The sequence below is a fragment of the Microbacterium sp. BWT-B31 genome, from assembly GCF_041379855.1.
Classification (GTDB): domain Bacteria; phylum Actinomycetota; class Actinomycetes; order Actinomycetales; family Microbacteriaceae; genus Microbacterium.
Map to the genome: position 1 here is coordinate 1 of NZ_JBFECU010000006.1, position 22,823 is coordinate 22,823.

The 22,823-nt window shown below is 70.2% G+C and carries 25 protein-coding genes; 13 read left to right on the forward strand and 12 right to left on the reverse strand.

What is annotated here, in order from left to right; translation table 11 throughout:
- The 4 genes from AB1K54_RS07905 to AB1K54_RS07920 all read left to right on the forward strand — a co-directional run.
- A partial coding sequence (locus AB1K54_RS07905; RefSeq protein WP_371202202.1) for an integrase core domain-containing protein occupies positions 1–409 on the forward strand: 409 nt, incomplete at its 5' end.
- Between the two features lie 44 nt (positions 410–453).
- Positions 454–1,233, forward strand: a complete 780-nt coding sequence (locus AB1K54_RS07910) for an MBL fold metallo-hydrolase (protein WP_371202203.1) — start codon at positions 454–456, stop codon at positions 1,231–1,233.
- A 26-nt stretch (positions 1,234–1,259) separates the two neighbouring features.
- A complete protein-coding gene (locus AB1K54_RS07915) occupies positions 1,260–1,808 on the forward strand; it encodes a hypothetical protein (RefSeq protein WP_371202204.1) in 549 nt (182 codons plus the stop codon).
- 151 nt (positions 1,809–1,959) lie between these two features.
- Positions 1,960–2,892 carry a DUF2510 domain-containing protein gene (locus AB1K54_RS07920; protein WP_371202205.1) on the forward strand — a complete coding sequence of 311 codons (933 nt, stop codon included), beginning with the start codon at positions 1,960–1,962 and terminating at the stop codon, positions 2,890–2,892.
- Between the two features lie 258 nt (positions 2,893–3,150).
- Here AB1K54_RS07920 and AB1K54_RS07925 read toward each other — a convergent pair whose 3' ends face one another.
- Positions 3,151–3,498, reverse strand: a complete 348-nt coding sequence (locus tag AB1K54_RS07925; protein WP_371202206.1) for a DUF2200 domain-containing protein — start codon at positions 3,496–3,498, stop codon at positions 3,151–3,153.
- A gap of 289 nt (positions 3,499–3,787) precedes the next feature.
- Here AB1K54_RS07925 and msrB point away from each other — a divergent pair, with 289 nt between their 5' ends.
- Together msrB and msrA are read left to right on the forward strand one after the other, a co-directional pair.
- The gene (gene msrB / locus AB1K54_RS07930) at positions 3,788–4,282 is read left to right on the forward strand and encodes a peptide-methionine (R)-S-oxide reductase MsrB (RefSeq protein ID WP_371202207.1); all 495 of its coding nucleotides are present in this window, start codon (positions 3,788–3,790) and stop codon (positions 4,280–4,282) included.
- Complete coding sequence (gene msrA, locus AB1K54_RS07935) at positions 4,279–4,833, forward strand: peptide-methionine (S)-S-oxide reductase MsrA (RefSeq protein WP_371202208.1); 555 nt, start codon at positions 4,279–4,281, stop codon at positions 4,831–4,833. The genes msrB and msrA overlap by 4 nt, the downstream gene beginning before the upstream one ends.
- 62 nt (positions 4,834–4,895) lie before the next feature.
- Here msrA and AB1K54_RS07940 read toward each other — a convergent pair whose 3' ends face one another.
- Entirely contained in the window at positions 4,896–5,516 is a 621-nt protein-coding gene (locus AB1K54_RS07940) for a MerR family transcriptional regulator (RefSeq protein WP_371202209.1), read from the reverse strand.
- A gap of 67 nt (positions 5,517–5,583) precedes the next feature.
- On the opposite strand from AB1K54_RS07940, the gene AB1K54_RS07945 reads away from it, so the two are divergent.
- Positions 5,584–6,078, forward strand: coding sequence for a DUF4188 domain-containing protein (locus AB1K54_RS07945; RefSeq protein ID WP_371202210.1), 495 nt, complete (start codon positions 5,584–5,586; stop codon positions 6,076–6,078).
- Between the two features lie 51 nt (positions 6,079–6,129).
- Here AB1K54_RS07945 and AB1K54_RS07950 read toward each other — a convergent pair whose 3' ends face one another.
- The 7 genes from AB1K54_RS07950 to AB1K54_RS07980 all read right to left on the reverse strand — a co-directional run bounded on the left by AB1K54_RS07950 (position 6,130) and on the right by AB1K54_RS07980 (position 13,923).
- The gene (locus tag AB1K54_RS07950) at positions 6,130–6,927 is read right to left on the reverse strand and encodes a siderophore-interacting protein (RefSeq protein WP_371202211.1); all 798 of its coding nucleotides are present in this window, start codon (positions 6,925–6,927) and stop codon (positions 6,130–6,132) included.
- A gap of 43 nt (positions 6,928–6,970) precedes the next feature.
- Entirely contained in the window at positions 6,971–7,723 is a 753-nt protein-coding gene (locus tag AB1K54_RS07955) for an ABC transporter ATP-binding protein (RefSeq protein ID WP_371202212.1), read from the reverse strand.
- Position 7,724: 1 nt separating this feature from the next.
- Positions 7,725–8,744 (reverse strand): iron chelate uptake ABC transporter family permease subunit, encoded by a 1,020-nt coding sequence (locus AB1K54_RS07960; protein ID WP_371202213.1) that lies wholly within the window; start codon positions 8,742–8,744, stop codon positions 7,725–7,727.
- Positions 8,741–9,697 (reverse strand): iron chelate uptake ABC transporter family permease subunit, encoded by a 957-nt coding sequence (locus AB1K54_RS07965; RefSeq protein WP_371202214.1) that lies wholly within the window; start codon positions 9,695–9,697, stop codon positions 8,741–8,743. Before AB1K54_RS07965 ends, AB1K54_RS07960 begins: the two co-directional genes overlap by 4 nt.
- A 79-nt stretch (positions 9,698–9,776) precedes the next feature.
- Positions 9,777–10,814: a siderophore ABC transporter substrate-binding protein gene (locus tag AB1K54_RS07970; RefSeq protein WP_371202215.1), complete on the reverse strand. Its 1,038-nt coding sequence runs from the start codon at positions 10,812–10,814 to the stop codon at positions 9,777–9,779.
- A gap of 103 nt (positions 10,815–10,917) precedes the next feature.
- Entirely contained in the window at positions 10,918–12,360 is a 1,443-nt protein-coding gene (locus AB1K54_RS07975; protein WP_371202216.1) for a Na+/H+ antiporter NhaC family protein, read from the reverse strand.
- Between the two features lie 66 nt (positions 12,361–12,426).
- Positions 12,427–13,923 (reverse strand): amidohydrolase, encoded by a 1,497-nt coding sequence (locus AB1K54_RS07980; protein WP_371202217.1) that lies wholly within the window; start codon positions 13,921–13,923, stop codon positions 12,427–12,429.
- Between AB1K54_RS07980 and AB1K54_RS07985 the strand changes: the two genes are divergently transcribed.
- Positions 13,837–14,805, forward strand: a complete 969-nt coding sequence (locus AB1K54_RS07985; RefSeq protein WP_371202218.1) for a TetR/AcrR family transcriptional regulator — start codon at positions 13,837–13,839, stop codon at positions 14,803–14,805. The two genes, AB1K54_RS07980 and AB1K54_RS07985, sit on opposite strands and share 87 nt — an antisense overlap.
- A gap of 25 nt (positions 14,806–14,830) precedes the next feature.
- Entirely contained in the window at positions 14,831–14,971 is a 141-nt protein-coding gene (locus tag AB1K54_RS07990; protein ID WP_371202219.1) for a hypothetical protein, read from the forward strand.
- Here the strand turns inward: AB1K54_RS07990 and AB1K54_RS07995 are convergent.
- Positions 14,968–16,650, reverse strand: coding sequence for an ABC1 kinase family protein (locus tag AB1K54_RS07995; protein WP_371202220.1), 1,683 nt, complete (start codon positions 16,648–16,650; stop codon positions 14,968–14,970). The genes AB1K54_RS07990 and AB1K54_RS07995 overlap by 4 nt on opposite strands.
- A gap of 34 nt (positions 16,651–16,684) precedes the next feature.
- Positions 16,685–17,269 (reverse strand): PadR family transcriptional regulator, encoded by a 585-nt coding sequence (locus AB1K54_RS08000; RefSeq protein ID WP_371202221.1) that lies wholly within the window; start codon positions 17,267–17,269, stop codon positions 16,685–16,687.
- 246 nt (positions 17,270–17,515) lie between these two features.
- Between AB1K54_RS08000 and AB1K54_RS08005 the strand changes: the two genes are divergently transcribed.
- A complete protein-coding gene (locus tag AB1K54_RS08005; protein ID WP_371202222.1) occupies positions 17,516–18,493 on the forward strand; it encodes a lytic transglycosylase domain-containing protein in 978 nt (325 codons plus the stop codon).
- Between the two features lie 111 nt (positions 18,494–18,604).
- Here the strand turns inward: AB1K54_RS08005 and AB1K54_RS08010 are convergent, their stop codons facing one another.
- Positions 18,605–20,974 carry a phosphoketolase gene (locus AB1K54_RS08010; RefSeq protein ID WP_371202376.1) on the reverse strand — a complete coding sequence of 790 codons (2,370 nt, stop codon included), beginning with the start codon at positions 20,972–20,974 and terminating at the stop codon, positions 18,605–18,607.
- A gap of 59 nt (positions 20,975–21,033) precedes the next feature.
- Between AB1K54_RS08010 and AB1K54_RS08015 the strand changes: the two genes are divergently transcribed.
- Genes AB1K54_RS08015 through AB1K54_RS08025 form a run of 3 tightly spaced genes read left to right on the forward strand, consistent with a single transcriptional unit; the run spans position 21,034 to position 22,822 of the window.
- Positions 21,034–21,249, forward strand: a complete 216-nt coding sequence (locus AB1K54_RS08015) for a hypothetical protein (RefSeq protein ID WP_371202377.1) — start codon at positions 21,034–21,036, stop codon at positions 21,247–21,249.
- A complete protein-coding gene (locus AB1K54_RS08020; RefSeq protein ID WP_371202223.1) occupies positions 21,246–22,322 on the forward strand; it encodes a DNA polymerase IV in 1,077 nt (358 codons plus the stop codon). The genes AB1K54_RS08015 and AB1K54_RS08020 overlap by 4 nt, the downstream gene beginning before the upstream one ends.
- Positions 22,323–22,363: 41 nt before the next feature.
- Entirely contained in the window at positions 22,364–22,822 is a 459-nt protein-coding gene (locus AB1K54_RS08025) for a DUF6412 domain-containing protein (protein WP_371202224.1), read from the forward strand.
- Position 22,823 lies beyond the last annotated feature (1 nt).

Sequence of the window (22,823 nt, forward strand, 5' to 3'; positions counted from 1 at the left end):
CGCCCGACTGGTCTACTCGGAGATCCTCGACGACGAACGCAAGGACACCGCCGGCGGGTTCTGGCGCCGCGCGAACGCGTTCTTCGCCGAGCACGGCATCACCGTGCAGCGGGTGATGACCGACAACGGCTCCTGCTACCGGTCGAAGGTGTTCAACGACGCGCTCGGCGAGGACGTGAAACACAAGTACACGCGTCCGTATCGGCCGCAGACGAACGGGAAGATCGAGCGGTTCCACCGCACCCTCGCCGACGAGTGGGCCTACGCCCGCCACTACGACTCAGACCAGCAGCGAGCCGCAAGCTACCCCGCCTGGCTGCACCACTACAATCACCATCGACCCCACACCGGCATCGGAGGCCAAGCACCCATCGACCGCGTCCACAACGTCAATGGGAAGAACAGCTAGCCCTGGGATCGGGCGCACAGTAGCGTCAGTGCGATGGAGCCCCCATGCGCATGACCCGGATCGGCGGCCCGACCGTGCTGGTCGAGCTCGAGGGCTGGCGGATCCTCGTCGACCCCACCTTCGATCCGCCCGGGAAGCGGTACGCCTTCGCCCTGGGAACCTCGAGCGTGAAGACTCGCGGACCCGCGGTCGCCGCGGCGGACCTCGGCCTGTTCGACCTCGTGCTGGTCAGCCACGACCACCACGCCGACAACCTCGACCCCGCCGGTCGCGCACTGCTGCCGGATGCGCGGCACGTCGTGACCACGGCGAGCGGCGCGCGGCGCCTGGCGCTGCCGAACGTGCACGGGTTGCGCGCCGGCGAATCGGTGGAGCTGGAGACCGACGGCAGGCCACGCCTGCAGGTCACCGCCACGCCGTGCCGGCACGGGCCGCCGCTGAGCCAGCCGATCGTGGGCGATGTCGTCGGGTTCGCGATCCGGCTGCCCGGCCGAGACGAGGCCGCCCTGTGGGTGACCGGCGACACCGTGCTCACCAAGCAGGTGCGTCAGGCGGCGCGCGAGCTCGACGTCGACGTCGCGATCGTCAATGCCGGCGGTGTGCGATTCGGTGCGACGGGGCCGCTTCGCTACACGATGACCGGCAGCGAGGCTGTGCGCCTGGTCGCCGAACTCGAGCCGCGCGTGGCGGTGCCTGCCCACTACGACGGCTGGTCGCACTTTCGCGACGGCGAGGACGGCATGCGGTCGGCGGTGGCCGATGCCCCGCCCGCCGTGCGCGAGAGGTTCCGGTGGCTGCCGGACGGCGTGCCCGTCGAGGTCTGAGCGAGGCATCCGTCGTACCATCGAACATGGCGCACACGGCACCCACCGGCACGATCGTCGCGATCGTCGGCGAGCAGTCCGACGACGCGCTGGCCACGCTCGACGGCCTCGCCGGGGTTGAGACCCTGTCGCTGCACGGCAGTGAGCCCGACCTGGCGACGCGCCGGATCGCTGCGGCCGGGACCCCGTGGATCGTTCACGACGCCGATCCGCTCGAGCACGTCGCCGCGGCGTGGGTCGAGCTGTTCGAGCAACGCGCGACCCTCGGCGCCCTCGAGCTCGAGGTCGAGACGGCGATCGCCCGGTTCGACTCGGGTGCGGCCCTGATGCCGGACTACTACATCGTGCTCGAGCCGCAGGATGCCCCGGACACGTGGCGGCACTGGTGGTGCGGCGCGCTGGGCCACCATGCGCCGCAGCGGGTGATCGCCTCGCGCGCACCGGCCGCGCCCGCCGATGCCGCCATCCGGCGCCTGCTCACCGCGCTGCCGTCGTCGCGCCCATGGCCGGATCCCGCGTCGTGGCTGCCGCACCTTCCGTTCGAGATCCCGGATCGCATCGGCCTGCGCGACTGAGACCGACGACCGACGTCTCCGCGCCGCCTATCAGGAGATGCCCAGTCATCTCCCAGGCTCCTTTGCTGTCGGTGGTCCGCTCGCCCACGATAAGCTGTGGCCTGACCACATAGAGCAGAGGTTGCGACGCGATCGTCGCCCTGGAGGAACGATGAGCACCCCCGCAGGATGGTACGACGACGGATCGGGTCGCCAGAGGTGGTGGAACGGCACCGCCTGGACCGAGCACGCCGGCCCCGCACCCACGGCCGGCACGGTAACGGTCGCCCCGGGAGCAGCCGTCCCCCCGCCTGCACCCGCGCCCCGCGCGCCTGAGCCCCCCGCAAAGGCGCTCAACATCGTCGGCCTGGTCTCGATGATACTCGCGATCGTCGGCACCGTGTTCGCGCTCATCCCCGGCGTGTTCATCATCGGCTGGGTGCTCCTGCCGGTCGCATTCGTCCTGGCCATCGTGTCGCTGCTGCTGAGCGGCAAGGGCAAGGGAATGGGAATCGCGGGACTGGCCGTCTCGATCGTCGGCACGATCCTCGGAGTGGTCGTGTTCTTCGTGACGATGGCGTTCGTCGTGGACAATGCGCTCGACCAGAGCGGTGACACGGTCGTCATACAAGAGCACCAAACCGACGAACCCGGCGATGACGCGGCATCCGACTCCGAAGGCACGCGCACGAACCCGGTGGCGCTGGGCGCCGTCGTCGGCGACGACGACTGGCAGGTCGTCGTCAACAGCGTGCAGTTCGCGGCGAACGACGCGATCATGGCCGAGAACCCGTACAACCAGCCGGCCCCCGACGGGTACGAATTCATCCTCGTGAACATCACCACCACGTATGTCGGCGATGACTCCGGCATTCCCGCGCTGCTGAGCTTCGGCTATGTGACGCCCGACGGTGTGACGATCGACTGGTACGACCCGGTCGTGCTCACCCCCGACCCCTTCCCCATGACCACCGAGCTCTACACCGGCGGCAGCGTGACCGGCAACATCGCGTTCGCCGTGCCGTCGGAGACCGCGGGCCAGGGCACGATCGCCATCGGCCTCGATCTGCTCGGCCGCGACACAGTGTTCGTGGCGGTCAGATAGTTTCCCCTGAAGGGCCGAGTCGGGCGGCCCTCTCCCCGGCCGAACGGTTTCCCGACCCGGACTCGAGACCTCCCGGCCCACCCCTCGTCCCTGGCGCGTCCCCCGCGCGCCAGGGTGGGGGGTTCTTCGCCGTGCGTGGCGGGGAGCCCCCGCTGACTCCGCCGCGGGACTCGCCTCGCGCCTGCGTCGACCAGCACACGCCGCGCCCGGGATCGCGGGTCGGCGTGGACGAGCGGCTCGTCGACTGATCGGCGTCGGTCACGGCGTACGGAGGATCTGCTGCATCGCCTTGCCCTTGGCGAGTTCGTCGACGAGCTTGTCGAGGTAGCGGATCTTCTGCATCAGCGGGTCTTCGAGCTCTTCGACCCGCACGCCGCACACGACGCCCTTGATGAGAGAGGCGTTCGGGTTGAGCTGCGCATCGGCGAAGAGATCCTCGAAGCTCGTGCCGTCGGCGAGGTGCCGTTGCAGGTCGGCATCGTCGAAGCCGGTGAGCCACTCGATGACCTCGTCGACCTCGGCCCTGGTGCGGCCCTTCTTCTCGGCCTTCTGCACGTACAGCGGGTAGACCTTCGCGAAGCTCATGCGGAAGACCCGGGTGTTCATACCCGTAGCGTACGCGCGGCCGCGCCGCGGGTCGGGGTCCAGGTCGGTGAGCGCTGGGCGGATTCGCGCGCACTCGGCGCGCAGACTGTCGTGGTCACCGGCACCGAGGGCGCCGCACTCGTCGTAGACCCGCTCCGGTCTGCAGACGACCCGCTTGCCAGCGACATGCGCCTCCAGATCACCGCGCAACTCACAGCGGGCTCCCAGCTTCGCGGGACCAAATGCGAGGCGGCATCCGTTCTTCTCTATGGCGTCACATCCAGCGCCGCCGACGAAGGAGGAACCGCACGTGAATCCGCAGGACTACAGCAAGACTCCCGAGGCGCTCGCCCGCCTCACCGACACGCAATACCGCGTGACGCAGGAGGAGGGCACCGAGCCCGCCTTCCGCAACGCGTACTGGAACAACCACGACGCCGGCATCTACGTCGATGTCGTCTCAGGACAGCCGCTGTTCTCGTCGACCGACAAGTACGACAGCCGCACCGGCTGGCCGAGCTTCACCAAGCCGATCGCACAGGACGCCGTGACGACCAAGACCGACAGGGCCTTGTGGATGCCCCGCACCGAGGTGCGGTCATCGGGCGCCGACAGCCACCTGGGGCACGTCTTCGACGACGGCCCCCGTGATGCCGGAGGCTTGAGATACTGCATGAACTCGGCCGCGCTGCGCTTCGTGCCGGCCGCCGAGCTCGACGCCCAGGGCTACGGGGAGTACCGCCGACTCTTCGAGGCCACCGCCGGCGCCGAGACCATCACGAACGACCAGGAGAGCGCATCATGACCAGTGGACCCTTCGACACGGGAGAGATCACCCGCACCCCCGGCACCGAGACCGCCGTACTCGCCGGCGGCTGCTTCTGGGGCGTCGAGGACCTCATCCGCCGCCAGCCCGGCGTGCTCGCCACGCGCGTCGGGTACACCGGCGGCAGCAACGACCACGCCACCTACCGCAACCACCCCGGCCACGCCGAGGCGGTCGAGATCGTGTTCGACCCGACCAAGACGTCGTACCGCGACATCCTGGCCTTCTTCTTCCAGATCCACGACCCCTCGACCCTCAACCGCCAGGGCAACGACGTGGGCACGAGCTACCGCTCGGCGATCTTCCCGCTCAGCCCCGAGCAGGCAGACGTCGCCCGTGACACGATCGCCGACGTCGACGCGTCGGGCCTGTGGCCGGCGAAGGCCGTGACGACCATCGAGCCCGAGGCCCCGTTCTGGGAGGCTGAGCCCGAGCACCAGGACTACCTCTTGCGCATCCCGAACGGCTACAGCTGCCACTTCCTGCGCGCGGACTGGGTGCTTCCCAAGCGCGCCGACACGACCGCCTGACCGCGGCCTGCACGACAGATCGGCGGATGCCGCGGCCCCGCGCGGGTCGCGGCATCCGTCGTCTACTCCTTCGCCTCGGAAGCCCCGAAGCGCTCGGCGGACGCGATCTGCTCGGCCACCCGGCGCAGGGCCAGCAGCAGCGGCTCGACCAGGACCGAGCCGAGCACCACGTAGCGCACGGCAGCCTCGGGCGACTCGGTCGGAATGCCGGCGATCTCGGCGCGCGCGATCGCGCGCAGCGCGTCGAGGTAGGCGGCCATGACCTCGTCCGGCACGGTGAAGCCCGAGCCGCGCAGCGCGTCGAGCGAGCGGGCGACCCCGCCGAGCACCTCACGGTCGCAGAGCCCGGGCCGCCACCCGAGCCCGGCGACGAGCCGCTCCGCCTCGGCGACGTCGAGCCCATCGTCGAGGGGCGGGGTGACCGCGGCATGCGCGGCGCCGAGCAGGTCGTGGCCGCTGTCGGGCGGGTCGTCGAGCGCGGCGATCACCTTGCGCGCTCCGGCGATGCTCACACCCGCGGCGATGAGCGCCCGGATCACGCGGATCCGCTCGAGGTGCGTCCGGTCGTAGGTCGCCTGCGTCGCAGACGTGCGCGCGCCCTCGGGCACGAGCCCTTCGCGCAGGTAGTACTTGATCGTCGCGATCGGCACCCCGGTGTGCTCGGACAGCTCGGAAATCCTCATCGACACCCCCTTGACATCGATAGTAGCCCTATCCAATATAGATAGCACCACTATCGAAGGAGCGGACATGTCACGGATCGTCGCGGGCCGCATGACCCACAGGCACGAGGGCGAACTCGTCGTCTTCCACATCGGCATGCAGATCAACAGATGGTGGCGCCCCGACCTGTGGGCGCCGGTGTTCGCCGCGATGCCCGGCATGCTGCGCGAGCTGAGCCGGGATCCGGACTCGGGATTCCTCGGGTACGAGCTGCTGCTGGGCGCGGGGGGCCCGTACGTCGTGCAGTACTGGTCGTCGATCGACAAGCTCTACGCCTACGCGATGGACCCCGCGCAGCAGCACCGCCCGGCGTGGACCCGCTTCAACGGCCTGGCGCGCAAGGCGCCCGGCGCGGTCGGCATCTGGCACGAGACCTTCCTCGTCGAGCGAGCCGAGAGCGTGTACGTCTCGACCCGGCCGATGGGCCTGCCGAAGGCGACCGAGCTCGTGCCGGTGACCCGCGCGGGCGATCGTGCGCAGGCGCGGTTCGCGCAGGGGCGCACCAGCGCCACCGCTCGCTGATCCCGGCCGCGCCTCCGCTCAGGCTGCCGAGGCGACAGCGCGACGGCACGGTCAGTGCGGTGCGTGATACGAGACGTCGCCCTGCTTCCAGTAGCCCTTGACGACGACGCTCTCGGAGTCGAGCCCCCACCGCTCCAGCACGAGGGCACGACCCGGCTTGACGATCGCCTGCTCGGCGGCGACGAACGCGAAGACGTCGCCGGCGGGCCGATCCTCGGCCGAGAGCTCGTCGAGACGGAATGCGAGCGCGGAACCGGCAGCCGCCCCGTTCCGGTGGAGGTACGACACAGCGACGCCGTCCGGCGCCTCGACGAAGAGCTCGTGGGCGCCGTCGGACACCTCGATCACGATCCGGCCGACCGCGTCGGGTCCCATCGATGCCGCGAACCGGCGGATGGCGGGCACGGCGGTCTCGTCCCCGGCGAGGAACCAGGCGTCCGGCCGGCCCTCGAGCACGAGCGACCCGCGGGGGCCGCCGACAGCGACGGAAGCGCCGATCGGCGCGGATGCCGCCCATTGCGCGGCCACACCGCGATCGCCGGGATCTCCGTGGATGAAGAACTCGACGTCGAGCCAGCCGTCTCCCCACGCGAACGGCGTGTACTCGCGGCTCGGCGCCGCACGCAGCTCCTCGACCGAATCGACCGGACCATCCGGGAAGAACAGGCGGATGTGGTCGTCGCTGCCGAGGGATTCGAAGCCGTCGAGGTCGGCGCCCTCGACGCGCACGCGCACGTAGGAGTCCGTCTGCCAGGTGCGAGCGGCGAGCACGACCTGCCGGAAGCGGAGGTCGAGCCCGTGCCGCACGAGCCGGAACGAGGAGTCGGTGGAGGGTGTGGCGGTGGTCATGTCTGTCCTGTCTCTTGTCGGGTGCGAAAAGGTCGCGGGGCGCTCACTGCCAGAGCACCACACGCCTCCCGCTGATCTGTTCGATCCGAACGGGGGTGTCGTAGAGCTCCTCGAGCAGTTCGGCGGTGATGACGGTGTCGACCGGGCCGTGGTGAACGACCCGGCCGTCGCGCATTGCGATCACGTCGTCGGCGTAGGCTGCGGCGACGTTGATGTCGTGCAGCACGACCACGACGGTCATGCCCTGCTCGTCGACCAGATGGCGCAGCAGCTTCATGAGCGCGACGCCGTGCCGAGGGTCGAGGTTGTTGAGCGGTTCGTCCAGCAGCAGGTGCTCGGTGTCCTGCGTGAGGGCCATCGCGACGAACGCCCGCTGGCGCTGGCCCCCGGAGAGCTCGTCGAGGAACCGCTCGCGGACCGCTTCGAGGTCGAGAAGGGCGATCGCCCGCTCGATGTGCGCGCGGTCTTCGGGGGTTCGGCGCGAGCCGCCGTGCGGAAACCGGCCGTAGGCGACGAGGTCTTCGACGCTCAGGCGGATCGCCAGGTGGTTGTCCTGCCGGAGCACGGCAAGCCGACGGGCGATATCACGCGAGCGCGTCGTGGCCACGTCGAGCCCGTCGATCGAGATCGACCCCTCGTCCACGCCGACCAGGCGTGCGATCGCTGCCAGCAGCGTCGACTTGCCCGCCCCGTTGGGCCCGATGATGGCCGTCAGTCCCGTGCGGATCTGCGCCGTCACCTCGTCGACCGCGCGCACCGCGCCGTGCCGCTTGGTGACCTTGTCGATGCCGATCATGTCAGCGTGCCCTCCCTGTCAGCACGAGGATGATGAAGAAGACCCCGCCGACGAACTCGATGACGACGGGCAGCTCGGTGGCGAAGCCGAGCAGCCGGTCGAGGATGAGCTGGCCGCCCACCAGCGCGATCACCCCGATGGCGATCGCGGCGGGCACGCTGCGCAGGTGGCGATGACCGACCGCGCCGTAGGCGAGGTTGGCGACGATGAGACCGAAGAACGTCACCGGGCCGACGAGGGCTGTGGATGCCGCGACCATCGCCGCGATCGCGAGCACGACGTGCATCACGACACGCCGATGCTCCACGCCGAGCGTGACCGCCGTCGCCTCGCCGAGCGACAGGACGTCGAGCGAGTGACGGATCGGCCACAGCGACGCGAGCGCGATGGCCACCAGCACGGCCGTCGGGGCCAGCAGCTCTCGGTCGACCGACGTGAAGCTCGCGAAGGCGAGGTTCTGGATGATCGCGAAGGTGTCCGGGTCGAGCAGCCGCTGCAGGAACGCGGTGACCGAGCGGAACACGGTGCCGAGGATGAGCCCCGCCAGCACGATGACGTGCAGGTCGAGTCTGCGGCGCAGGAACAGCCACCAGTACAGCAGCACGACGGCCCCTCCCGTGAGCACGAGCTCCACGGCCCAGGACGCGCCCGGCGGCGCCGACACCAGCAGGGCCGGACCGACCGCGAAGACGGTGAGCACCTGGATCGCCATGAACACCGCGTCGAACCCCATGATCCCCGGCGTGAGGATCCGGTTCGCGGTGATCGTCTGGAACAGGACCGTCGCAGCTCCGATCGCCGCCGCGGCGACGATCATGCCCGCGACGGTGCGCCAGCGCAGTCCGAGCGCGTACTCCCACTTGCCGGGCAGATCCGTCGCGAGGAACAGCGCGACGAACACGAGCGCCAGCAGCGCGAGCCCGGCCAGCCGAGGCCCGGGTGAGCGCAGCAGCGCAGCTCGTCCCGGCCGTGCGCGCGACGCGGGACGCACCGGGCGGGCGCCGTCGACACCGAGGCTCATGATCCTGCCGCAATCCGGCGTACGGCTCGACCGCGGCGCGCACCGGCCGGTGCGTCCACGGGACGGGCGGTGCTCAGCAGCAGCCACAGGAAGACGACTCCGCCGACGACGCCCATGACCACAGAGATCGGGATCTCGAACGGGAAGCGGGCCACTCGCCCGACGATGTCGCACAGCAGCACGATCACCGCGCCCACGAGGGCGACCAGCGGGACCGCGCGCCGCATGTTGTCGCCGATGAGGCGGCTGACGATGTTGGGGGCGATGAGTCCGAGAAGGGGCAGGACGCCGACGATGACCATCATCGTGCCGGTCACGACGGCGATGATCGTCGCGCCGAGGACCAGCACACCGCGCGCGCTCAGCCCGAGCCCGCGCGCGGTGTCGTCGCCGAGACCGGCGACGGTGAACCGATCGGCGGCGATCCAGGCGATGAGCGCCGCCGCGGCGGCGAAGTAGAGCATCTCGTAGCGCCCGCGCAGCACACTGGAGAAGTCGCCGACGGCCCAGCTCAGCAGCTCCTGCAGCATGTCGGTGCGGTAGGCGATGAAGGTGGTCACCGCCGCGATCACGCTCCCATACAGGATTCCGACGATCGGCACGAGCACGCTCGAACGCGAGGGGATGCGGCGGACGAGCGCGAGAAAGCCGAACACGCCGAGGAGCGCGCCGAGCGATGCGACTGCCGCCTTGGCCCACAGCGGCGTGCCCGGTGCGGTCATGAGCACGGCGAGCAGCGCGAGGCTGGCGGCATCGGTCGCTCCGGTCGTTCCCGGTTCGACGAAGCGATTGCGCGTGAGCAGCTGCATGATCAGTCCGATGATCGCGAAGGATGCCCCGGCGAGCACGAGCGCGACGGTGCGGGGTACGCGGCTGGCCAACAGCACGAAGGCGTCGAGCTCGGCGACCCCGATGAACAGCGAGATCGTCGCGAGGGCGGCCACGGATGCCACCCCCGCGACGATCCACGTGGTGGGTGAGAGGCGGGTCAGCGGCCCGACCCCTCACTCACGCATCGGTCGGCGGGCACAGTCAGGCCGCGATCGCGTCGCGCACGGAAGCCAGGACGTTCTCGATCGCCGTCAGCCCGTTGATGACGATGTAGAGCTCGCTCGCGGGCAGCAGCACGACGCGCCCGTTCTGCGCGGCAGTGGTGCGCTCGACCAGCTCGTTGGACAGCGCTTCTTCGGCGCTGCTGCCCTCGCCGATGGCCGCTCCGCGGTCGAACGCGAAGATCCAGTCCGGGTTGGCGGTCAGAATGAACTCGTTCGAGACGGTGTCCCCGTGCGGAGAGCCCTCGCTTCCCGGCAGCTCGGCGGCGGGGACGGCCGGGGTGAACCCGAGAACGTCGTGGAAGTAGCCGAACCTCGATCCCTCGCCGAAAGCTCCGTACTCGCCGCCCGACACAGACAGCACGAGAGCCGAGCCGGTCGCCTCGTCGCGGATGCCCGACTCGAGCTCCTCGATCGCGGCGACACGCTCGGCGACGGCATCCTCGATCTCGAAGATCTCGCCGAGCTGCTGTGCGCGCACCAGACCTGCGGCCGGGTCGAACGTTCCGCCGAAGGTGCCTGTGAGGTCGATCGTCGTGGCGATCTCGGAGAGCTCGTCGTACTGGCCGGTGCTGCGGGCGGCGGTCACGATGAGGTCGGGCTCGAGCTCGGCGACCGCTTCGAAGTCGGGTTCGAAGAGGGTGCCGACCTTCGGCAGGTCTGCGTACTGGCTCAGGTAGTCCGGCAGCGAGATCTCAGGGATGCCGACGACGGCCTCGCCCGCGCCGATCGCATCGAGGGTGTCGAGGGTCGCGATGTCGAAGGTGACGACAGCGGAGGGCTTCACCGGCACCTCGACCGAGCCACGCGGCACGTCGGTGTCCTCCCGGTACGAGCTCTCGCCACCGTCTTCGACGAGCAGAAGGGTTGGGCGGGCGTTTTCGACGAGGACCGTCGCGGGCGCGGCGTTCTGCGCGGCGGGTTCATCAGGGGCCGCCTGCGATGCGCACGCCGTGACGGCGAGGCCGAGCACGGCAAGCGAGGCGAACGATGCTAGGAGGTGTCGTGGCTTGGTCATGAGGGTAGGCTAACCTAATTTTCGCGCGCCGATGATTCACCTCCCCGATCCCCGGCATCGCTCGCCTCGGCCGCGCCATGACGAGAGCGCTTCGTGCGTCAGATCACGAGGTGGTCAGGCCCACGACGAGATAGAGGACGAACGAGATCGCTGCCGCCAAGCCGGCGTAGGGCAGAATCGCCAGCATCAGGTTCAGCGGCTTGATGCCGATGGAGCGCGACGCGAGGATGATCCCGTCACCGTAGAGGCAGGTCGTGCTGCCCAGAGCAGCCCCGGAGAACACCGCCGCACCGGCGAGGATGGGATCTGCGCCGAGCGCGATCGACAGCGGAAGGACCACGGGTGTGATCACCGCGGCGAGGTCCCAGAACGAGCCGGTGGCATAGGCGTAGAGGCCGCATATCGCGAACACGATCGCGGGCAGAAGCCCTGCGGTGAGTGTCGGTTCGGTGACGCCGATGACGAACTCGGCCAGCTGCAGCGTGGCGTTCATCTCTTGCACCATGAACGCAAGAACAGTCAGAACGGCCACGAAGAGCATGCTCCCCACGCCGTCGAGTGTGCCGTCGAGCACCTGACGGACGGTGAGCCGTCGCTGAAGAAGAACGATCACGATCGTCACCCCGAGCGCGGCCGCGGTGCCCTTCACCACGTCTGCCTCAGTGAGCACGGTGACCCCGACGAGGGTGGCCATGGAAACGAGGAATGGCCACGCCTGCGCCTTTCGAACACTCGGAGCCGTCGTCGTCTGCAGCGCAATTCGGCGAGCGGCTGAGGCGTCCGGATCATCGGCTTCCACCTCGGCGATCAGGTCTCGGCCCTCGGCGCTGCGCTCTGCGGCGGTGGTGCCGATCGGAAAGACGTCGCCGTCGCGCTCAGCGCGCACGTTGTCCCTGCGGAGCGCGCCGATGCGCGGAAGCCAGCCCGAGCTCATCAAGAAGGCGACCACGATCGCAGTCCAGCCGAAGAAGATGTACGGAATCGCCTGAAGGTAGGCGCCGAATCCGCTGCCATTGACTGTGACGCCCTCCGCCTCGAAGAGGGCTGCGAAGAACAGCGCCCACGTGGAGAAGGGGACGATCACGGCGATCGGCGCTGCCGTCATCTTCATGATCGATCCGAGTTCGGAGCGCGGAACGCGGTAACGGTCGGTGACGCGCTTCATCGAAGAACCGACCGTGAGCACGTTCAGGTAGTCGTCGATGAACAGCACGATCGACAGGAGGAACGCGAGCATGGTCGACTTGCGTCGTGAGTTGACGAATCGCTGCGTCCTCTCCGCAAAGTCGGAGACGATCCCGGATCTTTCGAAGAGGGTGATCAGGATCCCGAACAGCACGACGATGAGCAGAAGCCATTGGGCGGTTTCGTTGGCGAGCGATTTGCCGACGTACTCGACCCACGTGTCGAAGACGCCCATGCCTCCGATGAGCAGTGCGCCCACTGCCGTGCCGCAGAGCAGGGCCAGCAGCGTGCGGCGCGTCAGCACCGCCACGAGAAGGATGACGGCGATGGGTAAGAGGACGAATCCGCCGAGTGTGGACATCTACGGGCTTCTCTCTGTGAGCGCGGGTGCGGGATCGGGTCTTGGGAGTCGTGTCGGCGCAGTTCGTCAGGGCGATGGACGCTCTGACAGATCTCCGCCCAGGATGGAGAAGACGGGAGTCTGCGCAAGCTCGTCGCCGGTCACCGCCAAGGGATCCGCGGCCCAGACCGCGTAGTCTGCGCGCGCCCCCGGCGCAATGATGCCGAGGTCGCTGTCGCCTTGAGCCAGCGCAGACCCGATGGTGTAGCCGTGGAGCGCCTGGTATGCGGTGAGCCGCTGCTCGGCTTCGAACACCGGCGCGTGCACATCGCCCGGGCGCCGGCGCAGCATCGCCCACGCAAGCCCGATACGAGCGTCGTTCTGTGCGATCGGCCAGTCGGAGCCGAGGGCGACCGGCGCGCCGACTCGCCAGAGGTCACCTGCCCGCCATGCGCGGGCGGCGCGGGCAGGCCCCAGCCGACGTGACCATTCGTCGCTCGCGTCGGCACTTCGATGCTGCATGTGCAACGGCTGCATAGAGGCGGTGATCCCCGTCGCCGCCAGCCGGGCGACGTCGCGATCCGCCATCGTTTCGAGGTGCTCGATTCGGTGTGGGGCGCCGGAACGACTGAGCGACCCCACCCGGACGTATGCGTCGATCACACTCGCCACTGCTCTGTCGCCGATGGCGTGGGTGGCCACTTGGAAGCCTGCGGACGCGTAGCGCGACACCGTCCGCGCGTACGCTTCCATGTCGCGCCAGAAGGGCTCGATCCCTCCGCCGGCGGCGTCCTGGTCGAACAGCCACGAAGTCCCCGTCTCTACGACGCCGTCCGCGTACAGCTTCACGAGCCCGCTGCGCCAGCGCTTCCCCGAGTTGTCGCGGAGTGCCAGATTCGCGAGGGTGCGCTCCTCATCGAAGCCCGGCTCGTGATCGATCGCGGTCACGAGCCGAACGGGAAGCCCAGGCCCGCCATCGAGCTCCGTGAGCAGGTCGAGCGTCGCCGCCCCGCCGTCCATGATGCAGCCTCCGGTGAGCCCGGACGATCGCAGCTCCCAGAGCAGAGCGCGTGCTTTGCGCAGCACCTCGGCCCTGGGGACCGCCGGAGATGCCAGACGCACGGGTTCGTATGCGGACATCTCGCGAAGCTCGCCTGTCGGCACGCCGCCGGAGTCGGTGACGATCACCCCGGTGTCGGCGAGTTCCCGGGCTCGCGTGATGCCGCCACGACGCAGACCCTCCGTGCTGGCCAGAGCCGTGTGCCCATCGAACAGGATCAGGAGAGTCGGCAGCCCGAGAACGGCGCCATCGATCGCGGCTGCTGTCAGAGGCAGCTCCCGGAAGACGTCGTACGCGACGTTCCAGCCACGCACCCAGGGATCCGAGTCCTCCGCGATCGCCCGATTCGCCTCCTCGCGCAGCGCTGCCAGCAGAGCCTGGGCGGTCGTGATGCCGCCCAGATCGACTCCGAGGGTGAGTTCGAGGCCCTGCAGCGGATGCAGATGCCCGTCGATCAGACCCGGGGTGACCGTCTGCCCGGCCAGAGCGACGACCTCTGTAGCGGGCCCGATGTAGTCCCGCATCGACCCGACGTCGCCGACTGCCAGAATCCGGTCCCCGCGCACAGCGAACGCCTCGGCCACGGGCTGACGGGTGTTCATCGTGATCACGCGGCCGATGACGACGCTGTCGGCGGAAACAAGATTCAACGGCTGTACCTTCTTTGGTGCGGCGAAGTTGTTATTGAAAGCTATTCAATAATTTACCAGATCACCGCCACCCTCACCCAGCAGGAGGCAGACACGGTGAGCAACGAACGACACGCAGGGCGGCCGTCCAAGCCGGTGCTCACGAGAGAACGGATCCTCCAGGCCGCCTTCCGCCTCGCGAAAGACCGCACTCCCCAGCAGTTCACCCTGACCGCACTCGCCCAGTCTCTGGGCGTCCGCCCGTCGGCGCTCTACCATCACTTCGACGGCCGCGCGGCAGTGATCCGGGCCATGCGCGCCGCGTTGACGAGCGAGATCAACGGCGAACTGCTCCTCGACGAGCCGCTCGCCGAGGGATTGCGATCGTGGGCGCACAGCTATCGTGATGCGCTGCTGTGGGCGCCGGGTGCCATTCCGCTGCTCGCCGTCCTGCCGATCGACGCCGACGAACTGTCATTCGCGCAGTATGAAACCCTCACCTCACGCCTCGAGAACGACGGATGGCCAACTCACTGCGTCGTTCACGCCATCGTCGCGATCGAGTCGTTCATCATCGGCTCAGCGCTGGACGCCCTGGCGCCTGAAGACAACATGTCCCCGGGCATCATCGCGTCACGGTTCCCCCGGTTCGCGGAGGCCGAGCGGGTTCGACGTTCGAGCGCCGATCGCCCGGCCGACGTGACGTTCGACATCGGGCTGCGTGCCCTCATCGAGGGCCTGCGACTCTGGGCGCGCAGGCAGGAGGTGGGCGGCTGACGCCCGCCGGGGTGAGAAAGCCGACGTGTCGCACATCGATCACTCCGGCCCCCTCAAGGCCGGCCACGGACCCGACCCGGTCCGTGGGCACAAGACCCGCTCCGTGCGCGAGAGCGCCCGCAACGTCATCCAGCGACGCTGCTGCGACCTGTCAGGCGGGCCCTAGCGGCGCCGGCCGCCGGCGAACAGCGCGTACAGCAGCGGAAGCGCCGAGACGGCGATGAGCACCGTCCCGAGGCCGAACTCCTGCGCGCGCAGCACGGCGCCCGAAATCAGCAGCCCCGCGAACACCACGGCCGCGATCACGCGGCCGGCCAGACGCTCCAGGTGCCGCATCCGCCCGTCGATCTTCGACAGGTCGACGCTCAGCCTGCCGTCCTCGATGCGCGTGATGACGTCGTCGACGCGGCGCGGCAGACGCGCGACGATCCCTGCGACCGAGGCCGCCTCGCGCGCGAACGACTGCACGGCGTTGCCGCTCTCGTCGCGCAGCAGGCGGGCGGCGTACGGTTCGACGGCCTCCCAGAGGTTGAACGCGGGGTCAAGCCCCGAGCACACCCCCGAGGTCAAGCCTGCCGCACGGATCAGCAGCAGGAAGTTCTCGGGCAGCTGGAACGGCAGCGATCGCACGACGTCTCCGAACTCGGACGCGAAGTCGCGGAACTCCCGCGGGTCGACCTTCTGCAGCTGCGCGAACCCCATGCCGCCGAACCGGGCGAACAGGGCCGTCATCGCCCGCTCGAGCTCGGCGGTGTCGGCGGAGGGAAGCAGCATTCCCACGTCCTGGATGCTCGCGACCAGCTGCCGGCCGTCGCGCGCCGCGACCGCGATGAGCAGTCTGCGCAGCCCTTGGCGCAGTCGGTCGGGCACCTCGCCCATCATCCCGAAGTCGACGAACGTGAGCCGCCACGCGCGTCCGCCGGCGGCGCTCGCAGGCAGTCGGGTGACGAACACGTTCCCGGGGTGCGGATCGGCATGAAAGAAGCCCTCGCCGAAGAACTGGTCGAACATGACGCTCGCGAAGTCCGAGGCGACCGCAGACGGGTCGATGCCGGCCGCGCGCAGCGCCTCGACGTCGTTGATCTTGATGGCCGTGACGTCTTCGAGGGCGAGCACGCGCCGGGTCGTGCGCTCCCACGCGACGCGCGGGGCGCCCACCCGCGGGTCGGCGGCGAAGTCGGCGGCGAACCGCTCGGCGTTCTGCGCCTCGTGGATGTAGTCGATCTCTTCGTTGCTCGTCTGGGCGAACTCCTCGATGAGCGCGGGCAGGTCCACGTGGTCGCGCACGAACCGCACGCGGCTCAGCCACCCCGCGACCTTGCGCAGCGCCGCGAGGTCGGTGTCGACGATCGCCTGGATCCCCGGCCGCTGCACCTTCACGACGACATCGGCGAAACCCGCGTCCGAGGCATCCGCCGGCCAGAGCCGGGCGCGATGGGCCTGACCGAGCGATGCCGCAGCCACCGGCTTCTCGTCGAACGACGCGTACGCCCGGCCGAGCGGCAGGCCGAGCTCAGCCTCGGCCTGCGCGCGGATCGCGTCGAAGGGGACCGCCGGCACCTCGTCCTGCAGCCCTTCGAGCTCCTTCGTGATCTCGGGCGGCAGCACGTCCAGGCGCGACGACATGAACTGGCCCACCTTGATCATGAGCCCGCCGAGCGACACTGCGAGGGCGTGGAAGCGCCGCGCGAGATGCTGCATCCGCTCGGCGCGGCCGCGCTCGGCGACCTTCGCGAACCCGACGCGCGGCAGGAACAGCTCGAACCACCAGGCCTGCGCCATATAGAGCGCGGCGAAGCGCAGTATGCGGCGGTAGCGGGCGCGCGTACCGCCGGCGTCTGGCATCTCGTCTCCTTGATGCCGCGGCTGCGGCATCCGCTCAGTCCTGGGCGAGGATGGAGTAGAGCTTACGGCGCGCCTCGTCGAGCACGTCGACTGCGGCTTGGATCTGGTCGGGCGTGCCGGTGCGCCCGATCGTGGACGCCGCCTGCGCCAGGCGCATGCCCGCCTTGGGGAGCGCGGCGCCGCGCGCGGCGTCCTTCAGCCCTGCCGACGCCCACGGCGCCGACTGGTCGCCGGCGGCGTCGGCCTCGGCGCGACCGGACTCAGTGAGCGAGTACACCTTCTTGTCGCCGGACTCCTCGGCCGAGATGAGCCCCTCGTCGGCGAGCAATTGCAGCGTCGGATAGACCGAGCCGGGACTGGGCTTCCACGCCCCGGCGCTGCGCTCCTCGATCTCGCGGATGATCTGATAGCCGTGCATGGGCTGCTCCGCCAACAGCGCGAGCACCGCGGCCCGCACGTCGCCCCGGCCCATGCGCGTGCCGAAGCCCCCGGGGCCGGGGCCGAAACGCTGCTCGAACCCTTCTCTCAACTGGTCGAGAGCGTCCCACAGGTTGGGGCCGGCCCAACCTCCTGCGCCCATCGGGCGACCCTGTCCGCCGCCGCTGAATGAACCGTTCATGATGACCTCCATCGGGATGCCTCGCCCCGCGTGAGCGACACCTACCGATATATCGCTGATGGCCGAAAAGCGCCAGAGCGCGGGCCTCGAAACGCCGGCGCTCCCAGGAAAACGCCAGGTAACGCTCCGGAACCGTCCAGACGCGGTGGGCAGACTCGTCCGCTGTGCCCGGGCGCTCCCACCGAAGCCCGCGCATGCGTCGGACCGTCGGCGCTCAAATACCCGAAACGGAACGGTCCCTTCTTTATGCGCTCCACCTCCCCCATTGCCATCGAACGCCGCACCCGACAGGCCCGCCGCCGCGCGAGCCGCCGCACCGCCTTCGCCGCCGCAGGGGTCGCCGTCGCGATGCTCGGCACGGTGTCGATCGCCGCGGTGGCGCCGTTGTCGGCCGCGACCGCGTCTGACCGCTTCGGCACGATCTCGCTCGCGTCGTACTCGACCCGCATCGCCCCTCCGGTCACGGGGGCGCCGTCAGCCGAGGCCGCCATCGACGCCGCGCACACGTCGATCGCCGCCGCCGCGCAGATCACCGCCGACATCCAGCAGGCCGGTCTCGATGTGGGCACTCCCGACGTCGTGGTCGACACGTCCAAGCTCGGCCGAGCGGTCGAGACGCTGTCGGACGCGTATGCCCTTCTTCCCGATCTCACGCCGGACCTGGTGAAGAAGGTCACCAGGCTCACCGCGCCGGTCGACGCCCGCGTCGCCGAACTGCGCGCGGCGCTCGACGCCGCGAAGCAGCGCAAGGCCGCCGAGGAGGCCGCCGCCGCCGAAGCCGCGCGCGTGGCTGCCGAGCAGGCTGCCGCCGCCGCGGCCGCCGAGGCCGCCGCCGCTGAGGCCGCCGCCGAGGCCGAGGCTGAGGAGGAGTCGTCCGACTCGTACGCCTGGTCGCCGAACTACGCCTCCGCCGGCACGAGCGCCGGCGAGGCCCAGGCCATCGCCCGCGGCATGCTGGCCGGCTACGGCTGGGGCGACGACCAGTTCGGATGCCTCGTTGCGCTGTGGGACCGCGAGTCGGGCTGGAACGTTCACGCCCACAACAGCTCCAGCGGCGCGCACGGCATCCCGCAGGCCCTGCCCGGCAGCAAGATGGGCTCGGCCGGCCCCGATTGGGAGAACAACGCCACGACGCAGATCAGCTGGGGCCTCGGCTACATCGCCGGGCGCTACGGCAGCCCGTGCGGCGCGTGGGGTCACTCCGAGTCGAACGGCTGGTACTGAGCGCCCCCACCCGGATGCCCGCGCCGTTGCCGGGGATTCTGGCAGACACGCCGGTGACGGATGCCGCGACGCGCCGTGCCGCGCGCCGTCCCCGACGCGCGACACGGCGCCTCAGCGCCCGCTCCACCGCCAGTCGGCGACCTCCGGGATGTCGTCGCCGCGGTCGCGCGTGTACTGACGTGCGCGCGTGCGGCGGTCCTGCAGCTCCTGCCGGAACGCCCCGTGCCGGGCCGAGAGTCCCTCGACCCGGTCGAGCGCGTCGATCGCGAGGCGGTAGCGGTCCAGGTCGTTGAGCATCACCATGTCGAACGGGGTGGTGGTCGTGCCCTTCTCCTTGTATCCGCGCACGTGCAGGAGCGAATGCCCGTGGCGCTTGTACGCGAGCCGGTGCACCAGCCACGGGTAGCCGTGGAACGCGAAGATGACGGGCCGGTCGCTCGTGAAGACGGCGTCGTAGTCGGCATCCGTCATGCCGTGCGGATGCTCGTGCTCGGACTGCAGCCGCATGAGATCGACGACGTTCACCACCCGCACTTTCAGATCGGGGACGCCCTCGCGCAACAGCTCGGCCGCCGCGAGCACCTCGAGCGTCGGCACGTCTCCTGCCGCCGCGAGCACGACGTCGGGCTGCTGCCCCGCCACCTCGGTGCCGGCCCAATCGAAGATGCCGACCCCGCGCGTGCAGTGCTCGATCGCCTCGTCCATCGTGAGCAGCTGCGGGTGAGGCTGCTTGCCGGCGACCACGACGTTGATGTAGCCCTGCGAGCGCAGGCAGTGGTCGTAGGTCGACAGCAGCGTGTTCGCGTCGAAGGGCAGGTACACGCGCACGACGTCGGCGCTCTTGTTGACGACGACGTCGAGGAACCCGGGGTCCTGATGCGTGAAGCCGTTGTGGTCCTGCCGCCACACGTGGCTGGACAGCAGGTAGTTGAAGCTCGGGATCGGCTCGCGCCACGGCACCTCGGCCGCGGCCTGCAGCCACTTCGCGTGCTGGTTGAACATCGAGTCGACGATGTGCACGAAAGCCTCGTACGACGTGAACACGCCGTGCCTGCCCGTCAGCACGTACCCCTCGAGCCACCCCTGGCACTGGTGCTCGCTGAGCATCTCGATCACACGGCCCGCGGGCGCGAGGTTCTCGTCGAGGGGGCTGGTCTCGCCGAGCCACTGCTTGTCGGTGGCCGCGTAGACCGGCGGCGCGAGGCGGTTGGAGGCGACCTCATCCGGCCCGAACAGGCGGAACGTCTCGGGGTTGCGGCGGATCACGTCGGTCAGGAACTCTCCGAGCACACGCGTGGCCTCGGCATCCGTCGCCCCTCTCGCACCCCGGTCGACGGCGACGGCGTAGTCGCGGAAGTCGGGCATGACGAGCGGATGCCTCACCCCGCCCGACGCGTGCGGCGACGCGCTCATGCGCTTGGCGCCGACCGGGGCGAGGGCCGTTGCGAGCGCGACCGGCGCGCCGGACTCGTCGAACAGCTCCTCGGGCCGGTACGAGCGCAGCCACGCCTCGAGCTGCGCGCGGTGCTCGGCGTTCTCGCGCACGCCGGCGAGAGGCACCTGGTGGGCGCGCCACGTGCCCTCGACGGGCTGGCCGTCGACCTCGGCGGGGCCGGTCCAGCCCTTCGGCGAGCGCAGGATCACCATCGGCCAGGCCGGCCGCGCGAGGTCTCCGGCCGCCGCGGCCGCGCGGATCGCCGCGATGCGGTCGAGGGCGTCGTCGATCACGCCTGCGAACCGCCGGTGCACGTGGCGATGATCGTCGGATGCCTCGAATTCGACCAGCAGCGGGTCGTACCCGTACCCCCGGAACAGCGCCAGCAGCTCGTCGTCGGGGATGCGCGCGAGCACCGTGGGGTTGGCGATCTTCCACCCGTTCAGGTGCAGGATCGGCAGCACCGTGCCGTCGCCCACAGGGTTGAGGAACTTGTTCGAGTGCCAGCCCGTCGCCGCCGGCCCCGTCTCTGCCTCACCGTCGCCGACGACGCACACGACGGTGAGGTCGGGGTTGTCGAACGCGGCTCCGAACGCGTGCGACAGCGAGTAGCCGAGCTCGCCGCCCTCGTGGATCGACCCCGGCGTCTCAGGGGCTGCGTGGCTGGGGATGCCGCCCGGGAACGAGAACTGGCGAAACAGCCGCCGCATCCCCTCCTCGTCCTTGGTGATCGCCGGGTAGCGCTCGGTGTACGTGCCGTCGAGGTAGGCGCCGGCGACCATCGCCGGCCCGCCGTGCCCCGGACCGGCGATGTACAGCGCGTCGAGGTCGCGCTCGCGGATCGCGCGGTTCAGGTGCGCATAGATCAGGGTGAGCCCGGGCGAGGTGCCGAAGTGGCCGAGCAGGCGCGGCTTCAGATGGTCGATCTCGAGCGGATGCCGCAGCAGCGGGTTGTCCAGCAGGTAGATCTGCCCCGCCGAGAGGTAGTTCGCCGCCCGCCACCATGCGTCGAGCTCGTCGATGGTCTGTTCGCTGATGGGCACGATGCGTCCTCTCCTCGGCCGTCACCGCCGACGATACGGCCCGCAGCGCGGCGCGTGAAGGGCTGCTCGCGACGGGCGCCGAAGACGTCAAGTCCGGCGCCGGGCAGTACTTCACACCGCGCGCGATCATCGACGCGATCGTCGACTGCATCCGCCCGACCGTGGCCGACACGGTCGCCGACCGCGGCACTCGAGAAGGGCGCAGCGCGCGCCGGACCCTGACCTCGACGCCCGTCACCTGTGCGCTGTCGGAGGCACCCGGCAGACTGGGCAGATGACCTCCGCGCGCCCGTGGGTGCTGCACGTCGACCTCGACCAGTTCATCGCCGCGGTCGAGGTGCTGCGCCGGCCCGAGCTCGCCGGAAAGCCCCTGATCGTGGGCGGGCGGGGCGACCCGACCGAGCGGGCCGTGGTCTCGACGGCGTCGTATGAGGCGCGCGCGTTCGGTGTCGGCTCCGGCATGCCGCTGCGCATCGCCGCACGCAAGGCGCCGGACGCGGTCATCCTGCCCGTCGACGCCCCCGCGTACCTCGCCGCCTCCCGAGAGGTCATGGCGACGCTGCGGGCGCAGCCGGACGCGGTCGTGCAGGTGCTCGGGTGGGACGAGGCGTTCGTCGGCGTGACGACCGACGACCCGGAGGGCTATGCCCGGGGCATCCGATCGGCAGTCCTCGAGCGCACCCGGCTGCACTGCAGCATCGGCATCGGCGACACGCTCGTGCGGGCGAAGAACGCGACCGACTTCGGCAAGCCGCGCGGGGTGTTCCGCCTCACCGCCGAGAACTGGCTCGAGGTGATGGGCCACCGCCCGACGCGAGAGCTGTGGGGCGTGGGGTCGAAGATCTCGAAGCGGCTCTCGACGCTCGGCATCGACACGGTCCACCAGCTCGCCCACGCCGACGCCGACGCGCTCGCCGCCGAGTTCGGCCCGAAGATGGGGCCCTGGTACCGCCAGCTCGGGCGCGGCGACGGCTCGGCCACCGTGGACGACACTCCGCGGGTCGCGCGCGGGCACGGGCGTGAAACGACGTTCCAGGTCGACCTCACCGACCGGGCCGACATCGAGCGCGCCGCGCGCGAGCTCATCGCGCAGGTGCTCGAAGACGTCGCCGCCGAGGGGCGGCCGGTCGTCGGGGTCGGTCTGAAGGTGCGGTACGCGCCGTTTCTCACCAAGACGTTCGCACACAAGGTGGCCGAGACGTTCGACCGCGAGGTCGTGGCCGCCGAGATCATGCGGCTCGTGGCGCGCACCCCGCCCGACCGGCCGATCCGCCTGCTCGGCGTGCGCGCCGAGATGGCCATGCCCGACGACGCGCGCGACGGGCACACACCGACCCGCTCCGGATGGTGAGACCCGTGGGCACGCAGGCGCTGCGGCCGTAGCATGGGCGCATGAGTTCGCTGGCCCTGCGCTTGCCCTTCACGGGGCGCTGGGTCGCGCGCAACAGCCCCGCCAACCGGGTCGCGAGCCACGGCACGGCCCTCTTCGGCTCGGTATGGCCCGCCCCGCGCGGTGCTCGCGCGACAGCGACCACCGCACGGAGGCAGGCACGCATGCTCGATCGCCTGGCCTCGCCGCTGCACGTGCTCCTCGCGGCGCTCGGCATCGCGGTGACCGCGGAGCTGCTGTCGCTCTCGGGCGCCTCTGCAGCCGCCTTCGCGATCGCGCTCGTGGCGGCATCCGTCATCATCGTCGCGGCGCTCGCCGTCGCGCACCCCGCGTCGGGCGGCGCCTCGCCCCCGCACCCGCGGCGCGCCATCGACGTCTCATCACCGCTCGAGCAGAGCGACCCGGATGCCCCGGGCCATCCGCGCCCGAGAGCCCCGCAGTCCGCGGCTTCGGCCGCGTAGC

What these genes read in the sequence shown, in the direction of transcription:
- AB1K54_RS07910 (WP_371202203.1), top strand. Translation starts at nt 454, where the DNA reads ATGCGCATGACCCGGATCGGCGGCCCGACCGTGCTGGTCGAGCTCGAG.
- AB1K54_RS07915 (WP_371202204.1), top strand. Translation starts at nt 1,260, where the DNA reads ATGGCGCACACGGCACCCACCGGCACGATCGTCGCGATCGTCGGCGAG.
- AB1K54_RS07920 (WP_371202205.1), top strand. Translation starts at nt 1,960, where the DNA reads ATGAGCACCCCCGCAGGATGGTACGACGACGGATCGGGTCGCCAGAGG.
- AB1K54_RS07925 (WP_371202206.1), bottom strand. Translation starts at nt 3,498, where the DNA reads ATGAACACCCGGGTCTTCCGCATGAGCTTCGCGAAGGTCTACCCGCTG.
- msrA (WP_371202208.1), top strand. Translation starts at nt 4,279, where the DNA reads ATGACCAGTGGACCCTTCGACACGGGAGAGATCACCCGCACCCCCGGC.
- AB1K54_RS07940 (WP_371202209.1), bottom strand. Translation starts at nt 5,516, where the DNA reads ATGAGGATTTCCGAGCTGTCCGAGCACACCGGGGTGCCGATCGCGACG.
- AB1K54_RS07945 (WP_371202210.1), top strand. Translation starts at nt 5,584, where the DNA reads ATGTCACGGATCGTCGCGGGCCGCATGACCCACAGGCACGAGGGCGAA.
- AB1K54_RS07950 (WP_371202211.1), bottom strand. Translation starts at nt 6,927, where the DNA reads ATGACCACCGCCACACCCTCCACCGACTCCTCGTTCCGGCTCGTGCGG.
- AB1K54_RS07955 (WP_371202212.1), bottom strand. Translation starts at nt 7,723, where the DNA reads ATGATCGGCATCGACAAGGTCACCAAGCGGCACGGCGCGGTGCGCGCG.
- AB1K54_RS07960 (WP_371202213.1), bottom strand. Translation starts at nt 8,744, where the DNA reads ATGAGCCTCGGTGTCGACGGCGCCCGCCCGGTGCGTCCCGCGTCGCGC.
- AB1K54_RS07970 (WP_371202215.1), bottom strand. Translation starts at nt 10,814, where the DNA reads ATGACCAAGCCACGACACCTCCTAGCATCGTTCGCCTCGCTTGCCGTG.
- AB1K54_RS07975 (WP_371202216.1), bottom strand. Translation starts at nt 12,360, where the DNA reads ATGTCCACACTCGGCGGATTCGTCCTCTTACCCATCGCCGTCATCCTT.
- AB1K54_RS07985 (WP_371202218.1), top strand. Translation starts at nt 13,837, where the DNA reads ATGCAGATGCCCGTCGATCAGACCCGGGGTGACCGTCTGCCCGGCCAG.
- AB1K54_RS07980 (WP_371202217.1), bottom strand. Translation starts at nt 13,923, where the DNA reads ATGCGGGACTACATCGGGCCCGCTACAGAGGTCGTCGCTCTGGCCGGG.
- AB1K54_RS07995 (WP_371202220.1), bottom strand. Translation starts at nt 16,650, where the DNA reads ATGCCAGACGCCGGCGGTACGCGCGCCCGCTACCGCCGCATACTGCGC.
- AB1K54_RS08000 (WP_371202221.1), bottom strand. Translation starts at nt 17,269, where the DNA reads ATGAACGGTTCATTCAGCGGCGGCGGACAGGGTCGCCCGATGGGCGCA.
- AB1K54_RS08005 (WP_371202222.1), top strand. Translation starts at nt 17,516, where the DNA reads ATGCGCTCCACCTCCCCCATTGCCATCGAACGCCGCACCCGACAGGCC.
- AB1K54_RS08020 (WP_371202223.1), top strand. Translation starts at nt 21,246, where the DNA reads ATGACCTCCGCGCGCCCGTGGGTGCTGCACGTCGACCTCGACCAGTTC.
- AB1K54_RS08025 (WP_371202224.1), top strand. Translation starts at nt 22,364, where the DNA reads ATGAGTTCGCTGGCCCTGCGCTTGCCCTTCACGGGGCGCTGGGTCGCG.